Raw genomic sequence first — 23,668 nt, 5'->3', positions numbered from 1 at the left:
TATTAAAAACCAACATTTAAACCTAAGGTATAAGTTCTTGGTCTTGGATATAAGTTATAATCAATACCGGAAGATAGTTCTGGATCTAAGCCATCATAATTAGTTACGACAAATACATTCTGACAGTTTGCAGAAATACGCATATTAGTTTTGCCATTTTTAGATAACCTGCCAACATTATAAGCAATACCTAAATTATCCATTTTCAAAAATGAAGCGTTTTTAATGTAATAATCACTCAAAAACTGATTAGATTGGAAGTTGGTATTTAAGAAATCACTATTAGTGTTGTTAATTATTCCACTAGGACTTAAGATGTTTGTTTTAATGCCAAAATTAGAAGAAACGTTATCGTAGATGTAATTTCCTAAGTTAGCTCTTAACACAGTGCTGATAGTCCATTTCTTGTGGCTAAAAGCAGTATTAAAGCCAAAAGTGAAGTTTGGATCTGGTGATTTGTAGAAGTATTGATCACTTGTATTGATTACACCATCGGCATTTAAATCAGTATAAACGCCTTCTATAGGAGTGCCACTTGCGTTGTAAACTTGTTTGTAAACAAAGAATGAACCTGGAATCTGATTTACTGAATTGTATTTTAATGTTGTACCAACACCACCAGTAATATCGCCAGCTCCAACTTTTGATCCTGGATCTGGGTTTAAGGTTAAGTTAGTAACTTTTCTTTTGTTGTAAGCTATGTTAAATCCGAAATCCCAATTGGGATTTTCACTTTTAATGGCTGCAAAATTAATGCTTCCTTCAATACCTTTAACTTCCATGTTGCCAACGTTTGTAGTTAGCAAGTTGCTAAAGTTTGTACCCACAGGAATGTTAATCGTACTTAATAGGTCTTTAGTTTTTTTATAATAAGCATCAATACTTCCATATATTCTGCCTTTTGCAAAACCATAATCTAAACCAGCGTTATAGGTGGTTGTACTTTCCCATTTCAAATCTGGATCATATGCGGCAGGGGTATAATAGTTATAGAAAGTATTTCCAATTTGATATTGCCCAGTGTTACTGTTTGCATAATATTTAGATAGGTAATCATAATTACCGATGCCATCTTTATTACCTGTTTCACCATAACTTAATCTCAATTTTAAATCAGAGAAAGTTTTGCTATCTTTCATGAAATCTTCTCCTATAATCCTCCATGTAAAACCTGCAGATGGGAAATAGCCCCAACGATTTTCTTCTGCAAATTTAGAAGAAGCATCAGCTCTCATTGTTCCAGATAAAATATATTTATCTGCTAAAGTATAAACGAACCTTCCATAGTAAGAAAGCAATTTGTTTTGCTCAATTGAGAATGGAAATACTGGGGTATTTAAAAGTTCTCCAGTTCCTTTAAACGTTTGGAAATTATAGCCAGTAGATGAATTATCATAATAACCATAACCTAAAGTAACGTCAAATTTGCTTTTAATACTAGCAGCCGTATGTGCATAGTTTAAATAGAATTCAGAAATTTTATTTCTTTCTGTGTTTAATCGATTTCCATAAAAACCACTTGTTGAAGCACTTTGGGCTGCAATACTACCAACTCTTGTATAGCCGTAACCCTTATTTACATCATAAGCCAAGTTTAAATTAGCGTGCAATTCTGGTAAGAAATGGAATGAATAGTCTAATTGAAGATTTCCAAAACTTCTTGCGGCCTTACCATTGTTATCTTGTAACCTAATTAAAGCAACTGGGTTTCTTGGTGCATTTGGATTTGGTACTGAACCTTGAATCCATTCATAGTAGCCGCCAAATGCATTGTTTGCATAAACAGGTTGGGTAGGGTCAAATTGGATGGCACTTGCTATTGCTCCATCATTTGCGAAATGTGATTCGGATAATGAACCTTTTAGGTTTAAATTAACCTTTAAATGATTTGAGAAGAATGTTGGCGCAATTGTTAAAGCTCCAGTAGCACGTTCTAATTTATCTGTTATCAAAAGGCCTTGTTGCTCTAAATAGCCAGCAGAAACACGGTAAGGAACATTTTTAAATGAACCAGCCATACTCAATGCATTGTCAGTAGAAAATGCATTTTGGAAAATTTCATCTTGCCAGTTAGTGTTTGCCCCACCTAATAATGCTTTTTGGGCAGTTGTTCCGTTAACATTAACATAAGCTTTAATTTGATCTGCAGAAAGCACATCCACATTTTTAATGACCGTAGCTATTGAATTGTTTGTGCTGAAATTAAATATTGGAGCACCAGAACCACCTTTTTTAGTAGTAATTAAAATAACACCATTTGAAGCTCTAGACCCATAAATAGCTGTAGCATTGGCATCTTTTAATACAGTAAAGGTCTCAATGTCATTTGGATTGATTAATGATAATGGACTTGGGGCATTACCAATACTATTACCACTAAAAGGAATACCATCAACAACAATTAATGGATCGTTGCTTGCATTTAATGATGCACCACCACGAATACGTATTACACTACCTCCACCTGGTCTTCCACCATTATTGATAATGTTAACACCTGCTACCTTACCTTGGATGAGTTGTTCTGGTGTTGTAATTGTTCCTTTTTGAAAATCTTTTGAATTAACAGTTGTAATTGAACCTGTTAAACTTTTCTTTTCTGCTGTACCATAACCAATAACAACCACTTCGTTTAAGTTTTGAGAGTCAGTCTTCATGTTAAAGTTTAAGACAGCATTCCCATTGCCAACTGTAGCTGTTAAGGTTTGAGTTGCAAAACCAATATACTTAACCGTTAAAGTATAAGTACCACTAGTTAAGCCAGTGATTCTGTAATTCCCATCATTGTCTGTTGATGTTATTTTTTGAGTTCCGACAACTTGAACAGAAGCGCCAGGAATTGGCAAATTTGCATCGTCGTTAATCTTACCAGAAATGCTTCCGGTTTGTGCATAAGTTGTCAATGTGCAGAGTGCAAAAATCATCAACATACAAAGCTTAATTGGGTAAAATACTTTCATAGAAAAAGCCCGTTTTAAAGGTGAAATATTTGGTTATAAATAAGTGTATTATACACTATTGTAAATTTATGATAGCATATTAAAAATCAAAATTTTATATCATATTTTTTTTAAACACCATATTTTAGACGCGAAAAACACTTAAAATTCGAAATTTTAAATGGGTTTTTAAAATCGATATTTCAATAAATTAGAAATTAATTTATTGATAATTACATAGTTATAAATCAATTTTAAATAAAAAGGTGTATTTTTTACACTAAGCTGTTTTGAGCGTGTTTTTCGGGAACGTTTTCGGGAACGTTCCCGAAAAAAAGGAGGTAAATTGTAAAATTGTTTAAACCCTTGAGTCGAAATTCTGCGTATTTTGAAGAAATGTTGGAAATTTTTGAAAAAAATGAGCCCGTTTTTAGCTCAAAAAAATGCACTTAAAAATTGATGATTTTAGACCTTTGAAGTTGACTCTCTTGGATATAATTTGGAGTTCAAGATAACCTCACTTTTTAAGTCAACATCACTTGGGTTTTCAAGCATTTTAAAGAGCAATTCTGCTGCTGTTTTTCCTAGTTCAGCCGCAGGTTGGGTAATGGTGCTTAATGCTGGATTTAATAATGGAGCAATGGCCAAACTTGAAAAGCCAATCACCTTTAAATCATCAGGAATAGAGAGTTTAATATCATAACAGGCATAGTAAGTTGCAAAGGCTAAGCGTTCAACAGAAGTAAAAACGCCATCTGGCTTTAAATTGGTAAATGCTTGTTTTAATAATTCTATATTTTCTTTGTAATTGTTAGTACAATCGATAATTAGCTCGTCATTAAATGGGATTTTAAACTTTTTTAAGGCATCTATATAACCTTGCATACGTGTTTTACCAATAGAGAGCGTTTTATTAACCGCTAAATAGGCAATTCGCTTACAGCCTTGTTGTATCAAATGTTTAGTAGCAGAAAAACTACTATCATAATCATTTGTAATTACTCGAGGTGTAATAATATCTTCATAAACCCGATCAAAAAAAACTAAGGGTAACCTCTTTTTAGAAAGCTCATTTAAATAGTTATGGTCATTAGCCTCACCAGATACCGACATGATAATTCCATCGGCCCTGCCATTGTGTAAGTGTTTGATAAATGAAACTTCCTTTTCAAATTGGTCGTTGGTAGAGTAAACCAAAATATGGTAACCTTTAGCACTGGCCACTTTTTCAATACCTTGAATAGCTAATGAAAAATAGTTGTTGCCAAGTTCGGGCACAATGATGGCAATGGTTTTGCTTTTTTGCTCTCTTAAATTACTGGCATAATGATTTGGCTGGTAATTCATTTCCTTAGCCATTGCCAATATTCTTTCCTTTGTTTCTTTACTAATATCGCTATTATCTCTAAATGCTCTAGAAACTGTAGATGTAGATAGGTTTAAGGCTTGAGCTAATTTTTTGATGTTGACATTATCCATTCTAGAGACGCAAGTTGGCTTTTGATTTCGCCTGTAAATATAAATGATAAAAAAAGTAAATATTTCTATTTATTTGTTAAATGATTTGAAAATTATCTTCAAAATCTATAATTCTTAAAATCAATGAAACGTTTCAGCCTATTTATCGTATTACTGCTTGCATTTGTGGCCTCAGTTGCTCAGGTTAAAATGAAATTTGAATTACAAAATATTCCAAAAAGTAAAGATTCTATTCCCGAGTATTTTTTAGCTGGTAGTTTTAATAATTGGAAACCTAATGATGCAGACTTTAAATTTTTAAAAGGTGCTGACGGAAATTATGTTATTGAAAAACAATTTCCGGCTGGACGATATGAATATAAAATTACTAGAGGCAATTGGACCAAGGTAGAGTCTGGGGCAAAAGGGAATACAGTAGGGAATAGGTCGGTTAAACTCCAAAATGACACTGTAGTAAAAGTAATGGTATTAAACTGGGCTGATGAATTTAAAAAACAACTTCCTAATCACACTGCATCTGTTAATGTAAAACTGTTAGACAGTGTTTTTCCAGTGTCACAACTAGGTACAACTAGAAGGGTTTGGATTTATTTACCTCCATCTTATGCTCAATCGAAGAAAAAATATCCAGTAATATATATGCATGATGGTCAGAATTTGTTTGATGAATTTACTGGTGGATATGGAGAATGGGGTATTGATGAAATATTGGATAAAATAAGTGCAGAAGGAGGCAAGGAATTTATTGTAGTGGGAATAGACCATGGAGGTTCAGAAAGACTAAAGGAATACAATCCTTATGATAGTCAATATGGGAAAGGTAAAGGGAAATTATATGTTGATTTTTTAGTCAATAATTTAAAGCCATTTATAGATAAAAACTACCACACAATAAAAGATGCAAATAATACATCAATCGTTGGTAGCTCAATGGGCGGGTTGATTTCTATGTATGCTTTAGCTACCTATCCAAAGGTTTTTGGTAAAGCTGGTATATTTTCTCCAGCATTTTGGTTGGCAAAGCCGATTGAAGAAGATTTGAAAAATGCTTTGCCAAATTTAAACAACAATAAGATTTATTTCGTAGCAGGCACTTTAGAAGGCAAAGCGATGATAAGGGATATCAATGCAGTTTATCAAATCTTAAATCCTACTGGAAACAATAAAAACATTATATTGATAGAAAAAGCAGATGGCGAACATAAAGAATGGTTTTGGAATAGAGAGTTCACAGATTTTTATAAATTTATCTCAAAGTAGAAAGTAGTTAGTATCTAGTAGCAAGATATAACTCAACTTGACAACCTTACAATATAAAATGAAAATAGATTTTAGAAGCGATACAGTTACGAAGCCAACACCAGGTATGCTAGATGCAATGATGAGTGCAAAAGTTGGCGATGATGTTTTTGGGGAAGACCCAACGGTAAATGCATTGGAAGAAATGCTTGCCAAAATGTTTAATATGGAAGCAGCTTTGTTTTGTCCATCTGGAACAATGAGCAATCAAATTGCAATTAAATGTTTTACGCAACCCATGGATGAGGTTATTTGCGACCAAACTGCTCACGTTTACCGGTATGAAGGTGGTGGAATTGCTTATAATTCTATGGCATCGGTTCGTTTGTTAAATGGCGAGAGAGGAATTTTAACTCCAGAAATTATTGAACCAGAAATTAATGCGGACAATATCCACTATCCAAATTCTAGTTTGGTTGTATTAGAAAATACAGTTAATAAGGGAGGTGGGAAATGCTATCAGCTTTCTCAAATAGAACCCATTGCTAAATTGTGTGCGGCAAAGGGAATAAAACTTCACTTAGATGGTGCAAGAATATTTAATGCATTAGTTGCCACCGGCGATAAAGCTTTTGATTATGGAAAACAGTTTGATGGAATTTCGGTTTGCCTTTCTAAAGGATTAGGCGCACCAGTTGGTTCTGTGTTTTTAAGTAATAAAGCAACAATAAAAAAAGCAACTAAGATTAGAAAAGTTTTAGGAGGCGGAATGAGACAGGCAGGGTTTTTAGCCTCTGCAGGAATTTATGCTTTAGATAATCACGTTGATCGTTTGGCAGATGACCATAAAAACGCAAAAGCACTAGCAAATGAATTAGAGAAAGCAGATTTTGTAAGTTATGTAATGCCAGTAGAAACTAATATTGTTCTTTTTGATGTTAAACCTGATTTAGATGTGGACCAAGTTGTTAACGCATTTGAAGAAAAAGGAGTTTTATGTAATTCAACTTCTAATAAAACTATCAGATTTGTAACCCATTTAGATGTTAACGAAGAAATGATTGACCAAACTATTCAAGTCATCAAAAATTTGAAACTATAATATGCCCAAAATCTCAAAAATATTAATTGCCAATAGGGGAGAAATCGCCTTGCGTATCATGCGCTCTGCAAAAGAAATGGGCATTAAAACAGTAGCTGTTTTTTCGGAAGCTGATAGAAGCTCATTACATGTACGTTATGCCGATGAGGCAATTTGTATTGGTCCAGCACCATCAAATCAGTCTTATTTAGTTGGTCCAAAAATTATTGAAGCTTGTAAGTTAACAGGTGCAGAAGCAATTCACCCCGGTTATGGATTTTTATCTGAAAATGCGGGTTTTGCTAGAGAAGTTGCAGCAGCTGGATTAATTTTAATTGGGCCAACGCCAGAAGCTATGGAAATTATGGGAAATAAATTATCAGCTAAAGCTGCGGCTCTAAAGTATAATATCCCAATGGTTCCTGGAACTGAAGAGGCAATTACAGATATAAACGAAGCAAGGGAAAGAGCAGTAGAAGTCGGTTTTCCAATTTTAATAAAGGCCGCGGCAGGTGGTGGTGGTAAGGGTATGCGAATTGTAGATAAAGCTGCCGATTTTGAAGAGCAAATGCATTTGGCAGTTAGCGAAGCAACCTCTGCTTTTGGAGATGGTTCTGTTTTTATCGAAAGATATGTGACTTCACCAAGGCACATAGAAATACAAGTTTTGGGCGATACTTACGGAAACATTGTGCATTTGTTCGAACGAGAATGTTCCATACAACGTCGACACCAGAAAGTGGTAGAAGAAGCACCATCATCTGTATTAACTGAAGAAACTAGACTAGCAATGGGTAATTGTGCAGTTGATGTTGCTCGGTCTGTAAATTATGTTGGTGCTGGAACGGTTGAATTTATTTTAGATGAAAACCTACATTTTTTCTTCTTAGAGATGAATACTCGTTTACAGGTTGAACATCCAGTTACAGAAATGATAACAGGCTTAGATTTAGTAAAAGAACAAATTAAAATAGCTAGGGGCGAAGTTTTAAGTTTTAAACAAGAAGATTTAAAAATCAGCGGTCACGCTATGGAATTGAGGGTTTATGCAGAAGACCCATTAAATAATTTCTTGCCAGATATTGGCACTTTACAAACCTATCGCACTCCAAAAGGTAATGGTGTTAGGGTTGATGATGGCTTTGAAGAGGGAATGGAGATTCCAATTTATTACGACCCGATGATAGCAAAACTTATCACCTTTGGTGCAAATAGGGAAGAGGCAATTGAACGAATGATTAGGGCAATTGATGAATATGACATTACGGGCATACAAACCACATTGAGCTTTGGTAAATTTGTAATGCAACATGAAGCATTTACTTCAGGTAAATTTGATACTCATTTTGTAGGTAAATATTTTAATACCGATAGTTTAAAAAACGACAATGAAGAAGAAGCAATGTTAGCTGCAATAACAGCAGTTTTATTGTTGCAAAAAGAGAAAACAAAAATTGCTAGCCTATCTCAAAATACAGATGCTGTTAGCAATTGGAAAAAAAACAGGAAGAAATATATTTAAATAATTCCGTCATCTTGAGTTTGTCGAAGGTGTTTAATAGACCTTTCGATAACTTGCCCCAATTCGGGAAGCTCAACGTGACAATAATCTCATAAAATGTTTACAGGAATAATAGAAACGCTTGGCGAAGTAAAAAACATTGTAAAAGAAGGAACAAATATCCATTTTACTGTAAATTCTTCTATTTGTGCCGAATTAAAAATAGACCAAAGTGTGGCGCATAACGGCGTTTGTTTAACTGTTGTGTCATTAAGCGATAATGTTCATACCGTTACCGCCATTGAAGAAACGTTAAATAAAACTAGTCTTGGCAATTTAAAAGTAGGTAGCAAGGTAAATCTAGAGCGTTGTATGCAAATGAATGCTCGTTTAGATGGTCATATTGTGCAAGGCCATGTAGACCAAACTGCTAAATGTATTTTAGTAAATGAGCTAGATGGAAGTTGGGAATATCGTTTCAAATATGATGCAGCTTTAGGAAATGTGACGGTAGAAAAAGGCTCTATATGTGTAAACGGTATCAGTTTAACCGTTGTTAATTCTCAGGCTGATGAGTTCTCTGTTTTTATAATTCCATATACATTTGAACATACCAATTTACACGAGGTTAAAGTTGGAGATACCGTTAATTTAGAATTTGATATTATCGGGAAGTATGTGGCTAGGTTGATGGGAAATAAATAGATTAAAGATTAAAGAATAAGTAGCAAAGAGCAAGGAACAAAAATCTTTAGAAAAACAAAGGTCGTGGTTCTTTTGAAAAATCAGTCCTGCTAATCGTTTCAACCTTTTTTGTCCTTCGACTACCTGCCTACCGCAGGCAGGCGCTCAGGATGACAAAAAGGCTTCCACTGCTATCAGGTTTAATTAACAAAGGTTCAGTTACAAAAACCTGTATCATTTTAAAGAACCTTAGCTTTGAAAAAAATCTTTCAAATAGCCCAGAATTTTGTTAAAGCTGAAACAATTATAAAAACAATGTACAGTAAAGAGGAAGCTTCTAAGCTACGCCAGCAATTCTGGATAACATTTGGGAAATACATGAAACCCATCCCATCAGCTGAAGGTTTAGAAATTAATTGGGTAAACTACAAAACAGGAGTAAAACATATCTTTTTTAAAATGAATGCCGAGCAAAGGCAGGTAATAATTTCTATAGATATTACCCATCATAATCAGGAAATTCGAGCGTTGTATTTTAAGCAATTTAAGGCTTTCAAAATGTTGTTTAATGAAACTTTAAATGAAGATTGGCTTTGGGAAGCCGAAACAGAAAACGATTTTGGGGTGCCTTTAGCCAGAATATCTGCCACTTTAGATGGCATAAGTATTTTCAATCAGAATGATTGGCAAGCATTAATCTCTTTCTTAAAACCAAGAATAATTGCCTTAGATCAATTCTGGGTGGATGTTAAACCAATCTTCGAATCTATTTCGTAAGCGATTTTAAATCAGCTAATCTACCTGTTACATAATCAATTTGATCCTTTTCTACTTTAGCATCTGGCTTACTGGCAAGGTAAAGGTTGTAATAAGTAAATGCATTTTTCACCTGCTTTAATTTTAAATCGTACAATAAACCAAGTCTATAATAAATGCTGCTATTTTCACTAAAAGTTAAACCTCTTTTATAGGAAGATGCTGCCGTTGTTAACTTGCCATTGCTTTCTTGTAATCCAGCAAGCAAATTATAGTAAGTACTTGTGTTTGGAGAAATTCCTTCTTCAATGGTTTTCTTTGCATAAGTTGTGGCCATGTCTAAATTCTTTAATTCACGATAACTCAAAGTCATCATGTAAAGAGTCATTTCGGTTTGTTTATCAACCTTTTCAAGCATTTGATAATAACTAATACACTTCTCATAATTTTTTAAGTAGTAATAAGCTTTACCTACATCCTTAACTACATTTGCATCAGCACCATCTTTTAACAATTTCTCGCCAACATAAATTACTTCCTTATATTTTTTTAATTCATTTGCAAAAGGTAACTGCGCTTGTAGCAGAAATAGATTGCTAGTATCCGCAGCAATGGCAACTTTTAAAACCTGGTAACCTAATGCCCATTGTTGTAAATCTCTATACCCTTGCGCTAAGTCAGTTGCTACATCAGCATCTGCTGTATTTAGAGAATTAGCTTTTTTTAAATAAGCAATTTTTAACTGTAAACTATCTTTTATTAAGCCAGCTAATTGTTTAACAGCATTAAAATTTGTGCTGTCTAGTTTTACAATATTTTCTAAATAGCTTTTTGCCTTTAAATCATTACCTCTTCTGGAATTTATATTGGCTAAATTAAATAGAACAGGTAACGTATTTGGCTGAATTTCATTAATCGTTAAATAGCTTTTTTCAGCATCTGGTAATTTACCCGCCATCATATTGCAATATGCCATTTGACTTAATGCTTTTACATCCTTAGTATCAGCCGGGTAAATGCTTTGCAGATATTGAGCAGCGTCGGCATATCTTTGAGTTTGATAGAATTCAAGCAATTTCTCTTTATCCAAAACTGTAGACTGTGCAAATCCGAATTGATAGATTAATGCAAAAGTGAGGGCACAAATGAACTTTTTCATAATGGTGTATTTTTAAACTAAAATATTAGTTATTTATTGTAATTGCAATAGCAATTGAGATAATTCAAACTTTTTATTAAAAAATACGTTCTATAATGGATAATATTAAATATTAACGTTAATAATAATACAATTATGGATACGCTAAAGAAGTTCGAATTAATGGAAAAGATAGTGAGAGAGTTAGAAGATTTACAACACTCTCAGCAAGCCATCATTCAAAAAATTGGTAAAATTGAAGTCGATAATATTGAACTTGGAGATAAAAAGCTAGATAAAGACTTGCCTGATATGCACCAAAGAGTTGCAGATAACTTGGATACTATTGTTGATATACTTTCTTATTTTGCAGAGAAAACACAAAATTTTGGAAACAAAAATAATGTTGATGCATTAAAAGAACAACAAGCGATAGATGAGGTAACGGGACATTAAAACAAGGATTAAACCATTAAGATAGGAGTCTAATTAAATTTAGGCTCCTATTTTTTTGGAGGTAGGTAGCGTAATACAGAATTTTGCTCCAGCTCCCTCAACACTGGTAACGGTAATATCACCATCATTTCTATTGATAAAATCTTTACATACTACTAAACCTAGTCCAGTTCCTTTTTCATTTAGCGTTCCCCTTGTTGATATATTTTCGTCTGTAAATAATTTATCTATTATTTTTTTAGCTATGCCCACTCCATTATCCTGAATACAAACGAGCATTTTTCCTTCCTTCTGATAAACAGCAGTAATAAGTATTTCTGAATTTCTATTACAGAACTTAATCGCATTGTTCAAAATGTTCCGTATCACAATTTGAATCATCAGTATATCTGCGTACACCATTTCACCAGGAAAAACATCGTGGATAATTTTTATCTCCTTAAGACTCGCTGCGGGTAAATGGTAATTAATTTCATTGATAATTAAGTTGCGCAAATCAAAAAACTCCTTTTTAATGCCAAATCCCTTTAACTGACTCCTAGACCAATGAAGAATGTTTTCTAATAAATCTGTTGTGTAGATAATATCTTTACTAAGTGTAGGTGAAATATCTTTAAATTCATCTATGGTAATCTGGTCATTAGCAATCATTTTTAAAACTTCAGATAAGTTTACCAATGGCCCTCTTAAATCATGTGCTATGATAGAGAATATCCTATCTTTAAGTTGATTTAATTTTTCTAATTCTCTAGCTTGATCTCTTACCCTGTTAGCCTCTTTTTTAACATTAGTTAAATCTTGTAGTTTGATAATGCTAAAATCACTATTGATTTTTGAGTCATTTAAAAACAAGGTTTCAGCTTCTAAATTGAGCTTGTTTCCATCTTTTAATAACGTTAGCTCAACTTTGCCTGGGTTTCTTGCTTTAATTCTTTCAAAAAGTTCAGGTTGGTCAGGTAATACATCCTCAATTGAAGCGCCAATCAAATTAACTTTCTCGCCTAAATTAATATATTGTTTTGTTGACTTGTTATAATCAATAATTCTATTTTTTTGGTCTAAAATGAAAAAACCATCTTGCATCAATTCTAATACCTTTTCTCTAGCAATGGGGATAATGTCAAAAAGCTTAAAACGGTAAATGCCAATCAATGTTAAAAAGGTAGTCATTATAAATGCAAACGGAGTTACATCAATATGCCCAAATGGCCTAAACCCTAATAAATAAGACACATTGGCTACCCAAGGAATAAATGCAGCTATAATAATGCTGTAGTTTTGCCTTCTATATATTGGGTCAGAAGATTTGAATTTTATTAAGATGAGATAACAACCAGCCGCAAGTAAGAGATAAAAATAAATAGTGAAAATTAAATACCAAGGCCCAGTATCAATAGCCAACATGGGAAAGGGACCTTCTTCTGTTATAGTTAGATGTTTATAATGTAGATGATGGAAAGAATTTGTCCAAACCATTAAAATAGTAAGGATTGGGAAAATTAAAATTGAGGTTAGGTTAATAGGTTTTTTATACCAACATTCCTTGCCACAAAAGTTTAATGAAAATATGAACCAATTTAAAGGTAAAGTAGCGATGCCAACATATTCGATGTTGATGAAAAATTTCATTTGATAGAGTGTAGCACTTGCGAGCTCAAAACCATAAGCAATAGACCAAATGGCATTAGACAACATCATCATTGAAAACCACTTCACGGTGTCTCCACCTCTACGAAATATATAATATGATAAAAGGATTGTTGTGCAACCGCAGGCTATGAGAAATATTGCGTAAGCGTTAAATGTAAAGTCCATTCAATATTGAGGAATTATATCCATTATTTGCATTGAATTTCTATAGGAATTAATAAAACTACGCATTTTAGCTTTCAATTAAAAATATTATTAGTTTTACGTTAAAACATTTTCGTTTAAATTATTGTTATTTCATTATGAAAAAAATCAGTTTTACCCTATTGCTAATTTGCTGCAGTTTTTTTGCATTTAGCCAAGTGCTTCCTTCTTTTCAGTTTGGCTTAAAAGGTGGAATGAATCTTTCTAAATTTAATACTACTAATACTTTCAGTAGTGACAATCAAGCTGGCTATTATGCAGGTGTATGGGCTCGTATAGGTGCTGCAGGACTTCATTTACAACCGGAAATTTATTTATCAGGTAAGAATACTACTTTAGTAAATAGCGTTGGACAAGAAAATGAAGTTAAATTTACTAGCATTGATGTACCTGTTCTAGTAGGAACAAAATTAGGTGCAGCTGGCGTTGGTCTACGTTTAAATACAGGGCCAGTAGTTTCTTTTCTGTTAAATGAAGATCAAAATTTTTCTCAAGCTGCTTCTGCTGCCTTTAGTGGTAAATTTAAAGATCAATCTTTTGCATGGCAATTTGGTGCCGGAGTAGACCTTGGTAAATTAGGTATTGATTTGCGCTACGAATTGGGTTTATCTAAGATAAATGAAGCAGGTTATCAATCTACAAAACTGAATTTATATACACTAGGCTTGGCTTATAAGTTATTCTAGAATATCATCCCTTTGTCTTAAAAATTGATGGATAAACTTTAATTAGTTTATCCATTTTTTTGGCTTTAAAATTGATATAGTTTGCATACCTAACCATAAACCTATCGCTATGAATATCAAAGAACTACTACTTAACGGACAAAGCTTTCTAGCACTACTAAAAGAGTTCGCAATTGAGGCTAAAGATGTAATTATTCAGGACGAAAATTTGTTGCTTACCGACCAAAATTTAGCACAAAGCGAAATCTTAAAAGAAACAATCTGTATTGAAGGAAAAAATGAAAGTGGAATTTTCAATTTTTTTGGAACGTTACATTGCAATCTGTTAAATAAGCTAGCCGTTTTTGAAATGCAAGGTTTTGAGAGGGTTGGTTTACCAACTAATTAGTCTTTTTCTTTTACTATTTCTTTCAATTCGTACAGGAAAGCACCTTTTATAGGACGGATTCCGTGTGCAATGTTATCGCTAAGTACCTTAACGAAGCAAGCACCATAGTAGAAAATAAAAGAAGAGTAAAATACGAATAGCATAATCAATATAATTGAGCCCGAAGCACCGTAAATGTTGCCTATATTGCTCAATGGTAATGCAATTCGTAAAATAAATTTCCCGAGTGTAAATAAAATTCCGGTTAATAAGCCACCTCGTATTGCTGTTTTCCAGCTTGGTCTGCCATTGGTTAAAAATCTAAATAAAACCGTAAACCAAGTTGTAACAATTAGTATAAATAAAACTTGATTTAAGATAGAAAGAAATACTTTCCCAAATGTTGGCGCAGCGCTATTAATATAGCCTCCAATAATTGCTTGTATACCATCGGTTATTATGCCCACAAAGAATAAAATTCCTGCTAATAAGATAATAGTCATTGAGCGCCCTCTTATCTTAAGTGTAAATAAAATACCCAATTTCTCTTTTACACCAATCTTCCAGATTTGCTCCATTGAATTTTTAATGACATTGAAAAGGGTCGTTGCTACAAAAATGAAAAACACAAAGCTTAATATTGTTCCCCACCAATTGTAATCAACTCCTCTAATATTTCTTAATGTTTGTCTAATTTGAGCTGTACCACTTTCATCCAAAATACTATTTAATCGCTCAAATATTCTTGTTGCCAATGTTCTTCTGTCAACAAAAAAACCAAATAATCTAATCAGGATAAGTAAAATTGGGGGTAAAGCAAAGTTTGCAAAAAAGGCAGTAGCACCTGCTAAACGCAAGGGGTCGTTTTTTCTAAATAACTTAAATGCTATTCTTAAATGTGAGCAAAATAATTTAGACCTTTTTAATGTGATTGAGTACATCCTGGCATTTAGTGTTATCCAAAATTAAGAAAAATAAGCCAATAAACCTTTTGGTTAAATAATCTGGCCCAATTATCCCCTAAAATTTTCACTTACTAGTTAAACAATAAAGAAATAAATTAAATTTACCAGTTCTAACCCTATAAACTCTTTTTCTGATGAAAAAACTAATAGCAGCCATACTGTTTTTGAGCGCAATTTCACTTTATTCTAATGCACAAGAAATTAAATATACAAATGGCAAAAATAGTTGGAATACTGACTCACTAGGTAATCAGAGAGCATTGCTGAGTTTTACTGGAACCAGTAAAATTGCTAAAGTTATAATAGCTTGGCGGAGGAGCGATCCTAATCCAGAACAAAAAGCAATTATTATTCAGGATGCTAAAACTGGAAAAAAGATAACACATATTTTACCACTCAGCATTGATAAAGAAAAAGGAATAGTTTGTTTTGAACCAGAAAGTGGACAAGGGAATTATTACATTTATTATCAACCGTACAAAAATGAAGGTAGGTCAAATTATCCAAAAGGAGTTTATCCAAAACAAGAGAAGCTGTCAAGTTGGATTTCCGTTAAAGAAGCTAATTCTACAGTACAAAACACTAAAGTTTTAGAAATTCAATCTATTGACGCTTTCAATAGCGTTTATCCAATGGAAGTTATCGCAACTGCGGATGAAATAACTAAACTAAAAGCAAAAAATTCAGAGCCAGCTTATCTAGTTTTTCCAGAAAGTAGAAATTATCCAATCGTAATGAGAGACGAGATTCCGCAACGTTGGATATTAAAAGGAAGTCAGAAAACATTTACTGATAAAGCTTTAAGAGGAGAAAATTTCTCTTTTCAATTAGGAATTTATGCCTTAAAAGATTTACAAAATGTGAAGCTTAAATTCAGTGATTTGAAAGATAAGACAGGCAATAGAATTTCTTCTAAATTAATCTCTTGCTTAAATACAGATGGAATCGCCTATGATGGAAATGTATTAAGCAAAGAAGTTAATGTTCCTCAAAATCAAGTACAGGCATTTTGGAATTTAGTAACTATTCCTGCAACAGCCAAAGCTGGAAAATACACTGGGACTGTTATCGTTTCCGCTGCAAATGCACCTTCACAAACTATTCAATTAAATATCGTTGTTGATGCTCAATTAGCAAAAGAAAATGGAATAAATGAACCTTGGAAACAGACTCGTTTAACCTGGTTAAATTCAACTTTAGCTCAAAAAAATACAGTTATTGCGCCTTACACTCCTTTGCAAATTTCTGGAAACAACATCAGTTTTTTAGGTAGGAAAGTAGAATTGGATAGAAATGGTTTTCCAAAACAAATTCAAACTTTCTTTAGTCCAGAAATGACAGAGATTACAGCAACGCCGAATAACTTGTTATACGAAAATATTCACTTTCACTTTGTGCGCAAAGGCGATGGGAAAAACATAAAAATGACCGACAGTGGTGTTGAGTTCACAAAAAAAGAGGCTGGAACAGTGCAATGGAAAGCCAAAAGTAGTAACGATAGCCTGCAGATAGATGTGGTAGGAAGTTTAGAGTTCGATGGCTTTTTAGCTTACACCGTAAAAGTAACAGCATTAAAAGATGTGGCATTAAAAGACGTTACAATGCATATTCCTTTCAATAAAACTGCTGCCACTTATATGATGGGTTTAGGTCAAAAAGGAGGTTTGCGACCAGAACAGGTTGATTGGAAATGGGAAGTGGCCACGAAAAATCAAGATGGTACGTGGTTAGGAAACGTGAATGCAGGCTTGCAATATTCATTACGAGATGAAAATTACGTAAGACCATTAAATACCAACTTTTATTTACAAAAGCCATTACTATTGCCTAAATCTTGGGGCAATGAAAATAAAGGTGGAATAAGCGTTGGCATTAAAGGAAGTTCAATGTTGGCCAACAATTATACTGGTGAGCATCAAATGAAAAAAGGCGATGTGCTTTACTATAATTTCAATTTGCTAATTACTCCATTTCATACCATTAATACTGATTTTCAATGGGAAAATAGATTTTATCATAAGTATAACACCATTGATAGCATAAAGGCAACTGGAGCAAGTGTTGTAAATATTCACCACGCTACCCCAATAAATCCTTGGATAAATTATCCTTTTATTGAGCATGCCAAAATGAAAAAATACATTGATGAGGCACATGCTAAAGGTTTGAAAGTTAAGATTTACAATACTGTTCGTGAACTTTCAAATAGAGCTTATGAGACTTTCCCGATGAGAAGTTTAGGCCACGAAATCTATTCGCCAGGTAAAGGTGGCGGCTTTTCTTGGCTGCAAGAACACGTAAAAGACGATTATATAGCCGCTTGGTTTGTGCCAGAAATTAAAGACGCAGCCATTGTAAATAGCGGAATGAGCAGATGGCACAACTATTATGTGGAAGGAATGAATTGGCTAACCAAAAATGTTGGTATTGATGGTATTTACTTAGATGACGTTGCATTTGACAGAATTACAATGAAACGCATTAAACGTGTTTTAACGCAGAATGGACACCCTGGGATTATAGATTTGCACTCTGCAAATCAATACAATAAAGCCGATGGGTTTAACAACAGCGCTAATTTATACATGGAACATTTCCCGTATTTAAACCGTTTATGGTTTGGCGAATATTTTGATTACGAAAAGAACAAGCCAGATTTTTACCTAACCGAAGTAAGCGGAATTCCTTTTGGCTTAATGGGCGAAATGTTACAAGATGGAGGAAATCCTTGGCGTGGAATGATTTACGGAATGACTAATCGTTTACCTTGGTCGGGCAATAACGACCCAAGACCACTTTGGAAAGTCTGGGATAATTTCGGTATGAAAGGCACAAAAATGATTGGTTACTGGTCTGAGAATTGTCCGGTTAAAACGAGCAATGCTGAAGTATTGGCTACGGTTTACAAAAAACAAGGTGCTGCTTTGATTTCTCTTGCTAGTTGGGCAGATAATGACGTCCAAATCACTCTAAACATAGATTGGAATAAATTGGGCATTAGTCCAGCAAAGGCGGTACTGTCAGTTCCAGAAGTGCAAAATTTTCAGGTAGGAGCAAGTATTGGAATCCCAACTCAAATAACTATCCCAAAAGGTAAAGGATTATTGATAGTGATTAAAGAAAGTAAATAGTCTGAAAGTCTTGAAGAAGGTAAGTCAGAAGATTTGATTTGATTAGAAAAGTTCCAAAGGAATGTCTTTGGCAAGGGATTGATTTTACCAAGCTACAAAATTGTTTTTCAGAAAACTTTTTTGACCTTTTATGGTTATTCTACAAAACTTAACCTATGAACAATTTCTTCAGAACTATCATTGCAGGCTACGGTGCTAAAAAACTAGGGGGTGGCTGTTTATCTACCATCATTATTTTTGTTGTTATTTATTACGCTTTGGGGCATTGCTAAAAAAGCTGCTCAGTTTCCTGAACAACTTTTTAATTATTTTCGTTCGTCTTTCCAGATTAACTTTTCCTTGGTTCGCTTTTCAAAAAAGTCTTTGCATTTGCCATCGCCTTTTCCCGTAAAGCCACCATCAGGGCTGCAAATTAGATTACAATTGCTATCGTAAAGCGAACTTGGAATATCACAGCATTTCTGCGGAATAAAATAAACTACCTGCCCGTTATATTCATATTGCCAAACACTTGCTGGTGGGTTTGCTACATTCTCTGCTTTTATTTTTTCAATCTTCTCAAGGATGCAAACAGGAAGGTCTTTAAAATCTTCTTTTTTGCAAGTTTGAGTTTGCAATAATACAAATCCAATAAATAACAATTTAAGTTTTGATGCGATCATTATCATTTAACATCAAATTGAAGAGTTTTGTTTTCGGTTGGTGAGACACGACCGAGTATGATAGCCGTCATTTGGAACGAAACGTAGTGAGGAGAAATCTTTAGATCAAACTCAAAGATTTCTCCTCACGTCGAAATGACGGTTTATTAGATTACAAATTCCCTCTCAATTCTTGCTCACGTTCTAAAGACTCAAACAAGGCCTTGAAGTTTCCTGCACCAAAAGATTGTGCGCCTTTACGTTGGATTATTTCAAAGAAAAGAGTAGGACGGTCTTCAACTGGCTTTGTGAAAATTTGTAACAAATAACCTTCCTCATCACAGTCGACCAAAATGCCTAGGCTTTTTAACAAAGCTATTTCTTCATCGATATCTCCAACCCGTGTTGGCATCATTTCGTAATAAGCTTCTGGAGGCGGACTTAAAAATTCAACACCGCGAGATTTGAGTTCAGTTACAGTTTTTACAATGTCTTTGGTAGCAACTGCAATATGCTGAACACCTTCACCTTCATAAAATTCTAGGTATTCTTCAATCTGTGATTTCTTCTTTCCTTCAGCAGGTTCATTGATTGGGAATTTCGAGAAACCATTTCCATTGCTCATTACCTTGCTCATTAACGCAGAATACTCAGTGTTAATTTGTTTGTCGTCAAATGAAAGGATGTTTACAAAGCCCATTACATCTTCGTACCATTTCACGGTCTCATTCATCCTGTTCCACCCCACGTTACCAACGCAATGGTCTATGTAAAGTAAACCTGCATCGCTTGGGTTGTATTCACTTTTCCATTCGCGATAACCTGGCATAAATATGCCTTTGTAGTTTTTTCGCTCAATGAACATGTGAATGGTTTCGCCATAGGTGTAAATCCCAGACATTTTTACCTCTCCGTTTTCATCAGTTAAGGTTTGTGGCTCCAAATATGGCTTTGCTCCACGTTTGGTTGTTTCTTCAAAAGCACTGTAGGCGTCATCAACCCAAAGTGCTAAAACTTTTACACCATCACCATGTGTTTTAACGTGTTCGGCAATTAGGCTGTCAGATTTTAATGCAGTTGTTAAAATCAATCTTATTTTGCCTTGTTGCAAAACGTAAGATGCCCTGTCACGAACTCCTGTTTCTGGTCCGGCGTAAGCTAAGCATTGAAAACCGAATGCTGTTTTATAATAATGGGCTGCCTGCTTGGCGTTGCCCACGTAAAATTCTATGTAATCCGTTCCATTAATTGGAAGGAAATCTTGTGCTTTTGCTATTTTTTCTGCGAATGTTTGTGTGCTCATGTTGTTGTTTTTTAAGGGTCAGAAATTCGGGAAGTCGGGAAGTCCGTTAATATTTTTCGGACTTCCTGTCTTTCAACTTTCGGACTTTACTCTACGTTTATCTGCCAACTGGTATGGTAACTTTCATCTTCAATATCAACCGCATCTTGTGTTAACATTAAAGGTCTAAAAGGGTCTATCATAACGGCTAGTTCTTCTGTTTTTTCTTTTCCTATTGATTTTTCTACCGTTCCGGGATGTGGTCCATGTGGTATCCCCCCTGGGTGCAGTGTAATCTGACCTTTTACCACACTTTTACGACTCATGAAATCTCCGTCTACATAATACAAGACCTCATCACTATCTACATTGCTATGGTTATAAGGAGCAGGGATAGACAATGGATGGTAATCGTACTTGCGAGGAACGAAAGAACAAATCACGAAGTTATGCCCTTCAAAAGTTTGGTGAACTGGAGGAGGTTGGTGCAAACGCCCAGTTATTGGCTCAAAATCGTGAATAGAAAATGCCCAAGGATAATGGAAACCATCCCAACCCACAAAGTCAAAAGGGTGCGTACCGTAAGTATAAGGGTACATTATTCCTTGTTTTTTAATCAATACCTTGAAATCTCCAACCTCATCAATCGTTTCTAAATCTTGTGGACGCTTGATATCTCTTTCGCAATATGGAGAGTGTTCTTCTAGCTGACCAAACTGGTTTCTGTATCTTTTAGGCGTACGAATAGGACTAAAGCTTTCAACTATGAAAAGCCTATTATTCTCATCATTAAACTCCAGTTGATAAATTGTACCACGAGGAACAACAAGATAATCGCCATACTCAAATTTGATTTTCCCGAAGCCAGTTTTCAATGTTCCAGAGCCTTCATGGATAAAGATGACCTCATCAGCTTGACTGTTTTTGTAAAAATAATCAGTCATCGATTTTCTCGGCGCCGCCAAAGAAATATGCAAGTCGCTATTGACCAAAACGGGTTTGCGACTCTTTAAATAATCATCTTCTGGCTTGATGTTGAAGCCTATCAAGCTGGTATGACGTAGATGTTTTTCACGAGCGATTTTAGGTTCTACGTTATAGGGTTCGCCTAAAGATTTCACAATTGTTGGCGGATGACAATGGTAAACCAATGAATATAAACTAGAAAAGCCTTCTGTAGAAACTAATTCCTCTGCGTATAAATCGCCATTAGGTTTACGAAAAACCGTATGTCTTTTAGGTGGAATTGTTCCTAATGTATGGTAAATAGGCATAGCGTTAGGTAATTTGGTTAGAATGTAAATATATAACGTTTAAATAATTATAAACGTTTTAGGATAGACGAAGTATTGGAAAGTCTAAAAAGAATATTGCGCAAAAATGATTTTAGATAACATGGCATACCTAAATGCTGAAAGAACTTCATTAGCATTGTGATTTTGATATGTTGAATGGCTACTCATTTTCTAGGGGCTAAATTATGGTTTTAAATAGCAATTTCAAATTTCTTTGCTATTTTTAATTAATGTCAGTAAATAAGCAAAATCAAAGCGAAATAGAAAAAGAAGCAGCTGCAAAAACTGCTGTTTCTTTTGTAAGAGATAATGATATTGTTGGCTTAGGAACAGGTTCTACAGCAAAGTTTGCTATTGAAGAATTAGCAAAATTAGTTAATAACGGATTAAAAATAATAGGTGTTGCCAGTTCTATAAAGACTGAGGAGTTAGCTGTTTCATTAGGGATTCCTATGCAAGAACTTGGTAAAACTTCACATATTGATATCAGCATTGATGGTGCGGATGAATTTTCAGAAACATTAGATTTGATAAAGGGGGGAGGAGGTGCGCTATTCAGAGAAAAAATAGTAGCATCTTTAAGCAAGAATCGAATAATCGTTACTGATTCATCAAAAAAAGTGGAAAAATTAGGTGCCTTTAAAGTTCCAATTGAGGTTATTCCTACAGCTTATCAATATGTTGTTAATGAACTCGAAAAGCTGAATGGTATTGTAAACTTAAGGTATAAAGAAGGTAAGATTTTTATTTCTGATAACAATAATTATATTGTAGATGTAGATTTTGGTTTAATTGATAAACCTCAAAAACTTTCTGAAAGCTTAAATCAAATTGATGGACTTTTGGCACATGGATTATTTGTTAGCCTTACCTCAAAAATAATTATGGCAAAAGATGGGCAGTTATTTACGTTTTCAAAAGATTAAATAAATAAGTATCAACTGATTTCTTTATTTTATAATTAATAAGCCTTAACAGTTCATGTAAAATAGTACATTTAACCAGTATTTTAACCAGATATCATATGAAACTAGTATCCTATAAAACTGAAGATATTGAACATTTAGGTGTTTTTGTAGATGGACACATTTACAATTTAAACTCATGCCACAAATTAATACCCGATGACATGAAGTCTTTTTTAGAAGGTGGAGAACCTTTAATGGAAAGAGCAAAGCAAATTAATGAAGATATCATCTCAGGTGCAATTAAACCAAAAGAAGAAGTTTTTTATCAAATATTAGCGCCAGTTCCACATCCAACTTCTTGTAGAGATGGATATGCTTTTCGTCAGCATGTTGCAGCAGCAAGAAGAAATAGGAAAGCAGATATGATAGCAGAATTTGACCAATATCCAATTTTCTATTTTACAAATCACAATGCCATTCAAGGTCCTGGAGAAATAGAATGTATGCCAGACCATTTTCAAAAATTAGACTTTGAATTAGAGGTGGCCGTTGTAATTGGTAAGAAAGGTCGTAATGTTAAAGCAGCAGAAGCTGATGATTACATCGCTGGTTATATGATCATGAATGACATGAGCGCTCGTACCTTACAAATGGAAGAGATGTTGTTGAATTTAGGTCCTGCAAAGGGAAAAGATTTCTCAACTGTAATTGGGCCTTGGTTGGTAACACCAGATGAATTGGAACAATATAAAGTTGCAGCAAAACCAAATCACACAGGTAATGCTTATGATTTAAAAATGAATTGTAGGGTTAACGGTGTAGAAGTTTCTGCTGGTAATATGGCTGATATGGACTGGACATTTGCAGAAATTATTGAACGTTGTGCTTATGGAGTAGATATTTTACCAGGGGATGTTATTGGCTCTGGAACAGTTGGAACAGGTTGCTTTTTAGAGCTAAATGGAACTGGTTTACTTAACGACCCTAATTACAAGGTACAGTGGTTGCAAGCTGGCGATGATGTAGAAATGGAAATCACGGGTTTGGGAAGTTTAACTAACATTATTACTAAAGTAGATACAGATTTTTCGTTACTTGCCTTAAAGAAATCCTAAATATAAATTTGTCAGTCTGAGCTTGTCTATGACGACTAAACCAAAAAAGAATTCCTTCACTTCGACTTCGCTCAGTACAAGCTAGCTCAGGATGACATTCTTTTTTGGTTTTTTTATTCCATTTAAAACATTCCAACTTTACAGCATTTCA

19 protein-coding genes are annotated in these 23,668 nt (G+C 34.2%); 11 read left to right on the top strand and 8 right to left on the bottom strand.

What is annotated here, in order from left to right; genetic code table 11:
* Window positions 1-2: 2 nt before the first annotated feature.
* Both EZ428_RS10585 and EZ428_RS10580 read right to left on the bottom strand, forming a co-directional pair.
* Window positions 3-2,960, bottom strand: coding sequence for a SusC/RagA family TonB-linked outer membrane protein (locus tag EZ428_RS10585; protein WP_131553109.1), 2,958 nt, complete (start codon window positions 2,958-2,960; stop codon window positions 3-5).
* A gap of 444 nt (window positions 2,961-3,404) precedes the next feature.
* The gene (locus EZ428_RS10580; protein ID WP_131553108.1) at window positions 3,405-4,418 is read right to left on the bottom strand and encodes a LacI family DNA-binding transcriptional regulator; all 1,014 of its coding nucleotides are present in this window, start codon (window positions 4,416-4,418) and stop codon (window positions 3,405-3,407) included.
* Between the two features lie 123 nt (window positions 4,419-4,541).
* Here EZ428_RS10580 and EZ428_RS10575 point away from each other — a divergent pair, with 123 nt between their 5' ends.
* From EZ428_RS10575 to EZ428_RS10555, 5 genes are all read left to right on the top strand, one after another.
* The gene (locus EZ428_RS10575; RefSeq protein WP_131553107.1) at window positions 4,542-5,678 is read left to right on the top strand and encodes an alpha/beta hydrolase-fold protein; all 1,137 of its coding nucleotides are present in this window, start codon (window positions 4,542-4,544) and stop codon (window positions 5,676-5,678) included.
* 58 nt (window positions 5,679-5,736) lie between these two features.
* Entirely contained in the window at window positions 5,737-6,759 is a 1,023-nt protein-coding gene (locus tag EZ428_RS10570) for a threonine aldolase family protein (protein ID WP_131553106.1), read from the top strand.
* Between the two features lies 1 nt (window position 6,760).
* Window positions 6,761-8,260 carry an acetyl-CoA carboxylase biotin carboxylase subunit gene (gene accC / locus EZ428_RS10565; protein WP_131553105.1) on the top strand — a complete coding sequence of 500 codons (1,500 nt, stop codon included), beginning with the start codon at window positions 6,761-6,763 and terminating at the stop codon, window positions 8,258-8,260.
* Between the two features lie 96 nt (window positions 8,261-8,356).
* Window positions 8,357-8,944: a riboflavin synthase gene (locus tag EZ428_RS10560; RefSeq protein ID WP_131553104.1), complete on the top strand. Its 588-nt coding sequence runs from the start codon at window positions 8,357-8,359 to the stop codon at window positions 8,942-8,944.
* A 234-nt stretch (window positions 8,945-9,178) separates the two neighbouring features.
* The gene (locus EZ428_RS10555; protein WP_225871035.1) at window positions 9,179-9,700 is read left to right on the top strand and encodes a DUF4268 domain-containing protein; all 522 of its coding nucleotides are present in this window, start codon (window positions 9,179-9,181) and stop codon (window positions 9,698-9,700) included.
* On the opposite strand, the gene EZ428_RS10550 is transcribed toward EZ428_RS10555, so the two are convergent.
* Window positions 9,690-10,838: a tetratricopeptide repeat protein gene (locus tag EZ428_RS10550; RefSeq protein ID WP_131553103.1), complete on the bottom strand. Its 1,149-nt coding sequence runs from the start codon at window positions 10,836-10,838 to the stop codon at window positions 9,690-9,692. The two genes, EZ428_RS10555 and EZ428_RS10550, sit on opposite strands and share 11 nt — an antisense overlap.
* A 135-nt stretch (window positions 10,839-10,973) precedes the next feature.
* Between EZ428_RS10550 and EZ428_RS10545 the strand changes: the two genes are divergently transcribed.
* Window positions 10,974-11,273: a hypothetical protein gene (locus EZ428_RS10545; RefSeq protein ID WP_131553102.1), complete on the top strand. Its 300-nt coding sequence runs from the start codon at window positions 10,974-10,976 to the stop codon at window positions 11,271-11,273.
* A gap of 39 nt (window positions 11,274-11,312) precedes the next feature.
* On the opposite strand, the gene EZ428_RS10540 is transcribed toward EZ428_RS10545, so the two are convergent.
* Window positions 11,313-13,088 carry a sensor histidine kinase gene (locus EZ428_RS10540; RefSeq protein ID WP_131553101.1) on the bottom strand — a complete coding sequence of 592 codons (1,776 nt, stop codon included), beginning with the start codon at window positions 13,086-13,088 and terminating at the stop codon, window positions 11,313-11,315.
* Between the two features lie 137 nt (window positions 13,089-13,225).
* On the opposite strand from EZ428_RS10540, the gene EZ428_RS10535 reads away from it, so the two are divergent.
* A complete protein-coding gene (locus tag EZ428_RS10535; RefSeq protein ID WP_131553100.1) occupies window positions 13,226-13,813 on the top strand; it encodes a porin family protein in 588 nt (195 codons plus the stop codon).
* 109 nt (window positions 13,814-13,922) lie between these two features.
* Entirely contained in the window at window positions 13,923-14,201 is a 279-nt protein-coding gene (locus EZ428_RS10530; protein ID WP_131553099.1) for a hypothetical protein, read from the top strand.
* Here the strand turns inward: EZ428_RS10530 and EZ428_RS10525 are convergent.
* Window positions 14,198-15,121, bottom strand: coding sequence for a YihY/virulence factor BrkB family protein (locus EZ428_RS10525; protein WP_131553098.1), 924 nt, complete (start codon window positions 15,119-15,121; stop codon window positions 14,198-14,200). The genes EZ428_RS10530 and EZ428_RS10525 overlap by 4 nt on opposite strands.
* Window positions 15,122-15,279: 158 nt before the next feature.
* On the opposite strand from EZ428_RS10525, the gene EZ428_RS10520 reads away from it, so the two are divergent.
* A complete protein-coding gene (locus tag EZ428_RS10520; RefSeq protein ID WP_131553097.1) occupies window positions 15,280-18,276 on the top strand; it encodes a glycoside hydrolase domain-containing protein in 2,997 nt (998 codons plus the stop codon).
* 305 nt (window positions 18,277-18,581) lie between these two features.
* Here EZ428_RS10520 and EZ428_RS10515 read toward each other — a convergent pair whose 3' ends face one another.
* The 3 genes from EZ428_RS10515 to EZ428_RS10505 all read right to left on the bottom strand — a co-directional run bounded on the left by EZ428_RS10515 (window position 18,582) and on the right by EZ428_RS10505 (window position 21,473).
* Window positions 18,582-18,938: a DUF6970 domain-containing protein gene (locus tag EZ428_RS10515; RefSeq protein ID WP_205945662.1), complete on the bottom strand. Its 357-nt coding sequence runs from the start codon at window positions 18,936-18,938 to the stop codon at window positions 18,582-18,584.
* Window positions 18,939-19,089: 151 nt separating this feature from the next.
* Window positions 19,090-20,220 (bottom strand): 4-hydroxyphenylpyruvate dioxygenase, encoded by a 1,131-nt coding sequence (gene hppD, locus EZ428_RS10510; RefSeq protein WP_131553096.1) that lies wholly within the window; start codon window positions 20,218-20,220, stop codon window positions 19,090-19,092.
* Window positions 20,221-20,306: 86 nt separating this feature from the next.
* The gene (locus EZ428_RS10505; protein WP_131553095.1) at window positions 20,307-21,473 is read right to left on the bottom strand and encodes a homogentisate 1,2-dioxygenase; all 1,167 of its coding nucleotides are present in this window, start codon (window positions 21,471-21,473) and stop codon (window positions 20,307-20,309) included.
* Between the two features lie 251 nt (window positions 21,474-21,724).
* Here EZ428_RS10505 and rpiA point away from each other — a divergent pair, with 251 nt between their 5' ends.
* Together rpiA and EZ428_RS10495 are read left to right on the top strand one after the other, a co-directional pair.
* A complete protein-coding gene (gene rpiA, locus EZ428_RS10500; protein ID WP_131553094.1) occupies window positions 21,725-22,420 on the top strand; it encodes a ribose-5-phosphate isomerase RpiA in 696 nt (231 codons plus the stop codon).
* Window positions 22,421-22,518: 98 nt separating this feature from the next.
* Entirely contained in the window at window positions 22,519-23,517 is a 999-nt protein-coding gene (locus EZ428_RS10495) for a fumarylacetoacetate hydrolase family protein (RefSeq protein WP_131553093.1), read from the top strand.
* The last annotated feature ends 151 nt before the right edge of the window (window positions 23,518-23,668 follow it).

The sequence above is a fragment of the Pedobacter frigiditerrae genome, from assembly GCF_004331645.1.
GTDB lineage: Bacteria > Bacteroidota > Bacteroidia > Sphingobacteriales > Sphingobacteriaceae > Pedobacter > Pedobacter frigiditerrae.
This window is presented reverse-complemented; position numbering and strand designations above follow the sequence as displayed.

Excerpts from the sequence above, each read along its gene's own strand:
- EZ428_RS10585 (WP_131553109.1), bottom strand. The coding sequence starts at position 2,960 with ATGAAAGTATTTTACCCAATTAAGCTTTGTATGTTGATGATTTTTGCA.
- EZ428_RS10580 (WP_131553108.1), bottom strand. The coding sequence starts at position 4,418 with ATGGATAATGTCAACATCAAAAAATTAGCTCAAGCCTTAAACCTATCT.
- EZ428_RS10575 (WP_131553107.1), top strand. The coding sequence starts at position 4,542 with ATGAAACGTTTCAGCCTATTTATCGTATTACTGCTTGCATTTGTGGCC.
- EZ428_RS10570 (WP_131553106.1), top strand. The coding sequence starts at position 5,737 with ATGAAAATAGATTTTAGAAGCGATACAGTTACGAAGCCAACACCAGGT.
- accC (WP_131553105.1), top strand. The coding sequence starts at position 6,761 with ATGCCCAAAATCTCAAAAATATTAATTGCCAATAGGGGAGAAATCGCC.
- EZ428_RS10560 (WP_131553104.1), top strand. The coding sequence starts at position 8,357 with ATGTTTACAGGAATAATAGAAACGCTTGGCGAAGTAAAAAACATTGTA.
- EZ428_RS10550 (WP_131553103.1), bottom strand. The coding sequence starts at position 10,838 with ATGAAAAAGTTCATTTGTGCCCTCACTTTTGCATTAATCTATCAATTC.
- EZ428_RS10545 (WP_131553102.1), top strand. The coding sequence starts at position 10,974 with ATGGATACGCTAAAGAAGTTCGAATTAATGGAAAAGATAGTGAGAGAG.
- EZ428_RS10540 (WP_131553101.1), bottom strand. The coding sequence starts at position 13,088 with ATGGACTTTACATTTAACGCTTACGCAATATTTCTCATAGCCTGCGGT.
- EZ428_RS10535 (WP_131553100.1), top strand. The coding sequence starts at position 13,226 with ATGAAAAAAATCAGTTTTACCCTATTGCTAATTTGCTGCAGTTTTTTT.
- EZ428_RS10530 (WP_131553099.1), top strand. The coding sequence starts at position 13,923 with ATGAATATCAAAGAACTACTACTTAACGGACAAAGCTTTCTAGCACTA.
- EZ428_RS10525 (WP_131553098.1), bottom strand. The coding sequence starts at position 15,121 with ATGTACTCAATCACATTAAAAAGGTCTAAATTATTTTGCTCACATTTA.
- EZ428_RS10520 (WP_131553097.1), top strand. The coding sequence starts at position 15,280 with ATGAAAAAACTAATAGCAGCCATACTGTTTTTGAGCGCAATTTCACTT.
- EZ428_RS10515 (WP_205945662.1), bottom strand. The coding sequence starts at position 18,938 with ATGATCGCATCAAAACTTAAATTGTTATTTATTGGATTTGTATTATTG.
- hppD (WP_131553096.1), bottom strand. The coding sequence starts at position 20,220 with ATGAGCACACAAACATTCGCAGAAAAAATAGCAAAAGCACAAGATTTC.
- EZ428_RS10505 (WP_131553095.1), bottom strand. The coding sequence starts at position 21,473 with ATGCCTATTTACCATACATTAGGAACAATTCCACCTAAAAGACATACG.
- rpiA (WP_131553094.1), top strand. The coding sequence starts at position 21,725 with ATGTCAGTAAATAAGCAAAATCAAAGCGAAATAGAAAAAGAAGCAGCT.
- EZ428_RS10495 (WP_131553093.1), top strand. The coding sequence starts at position 22,519 with ATGAAACTAGTATCCTATAAAACTGAAGATATTGAACATTTAGGTGTT.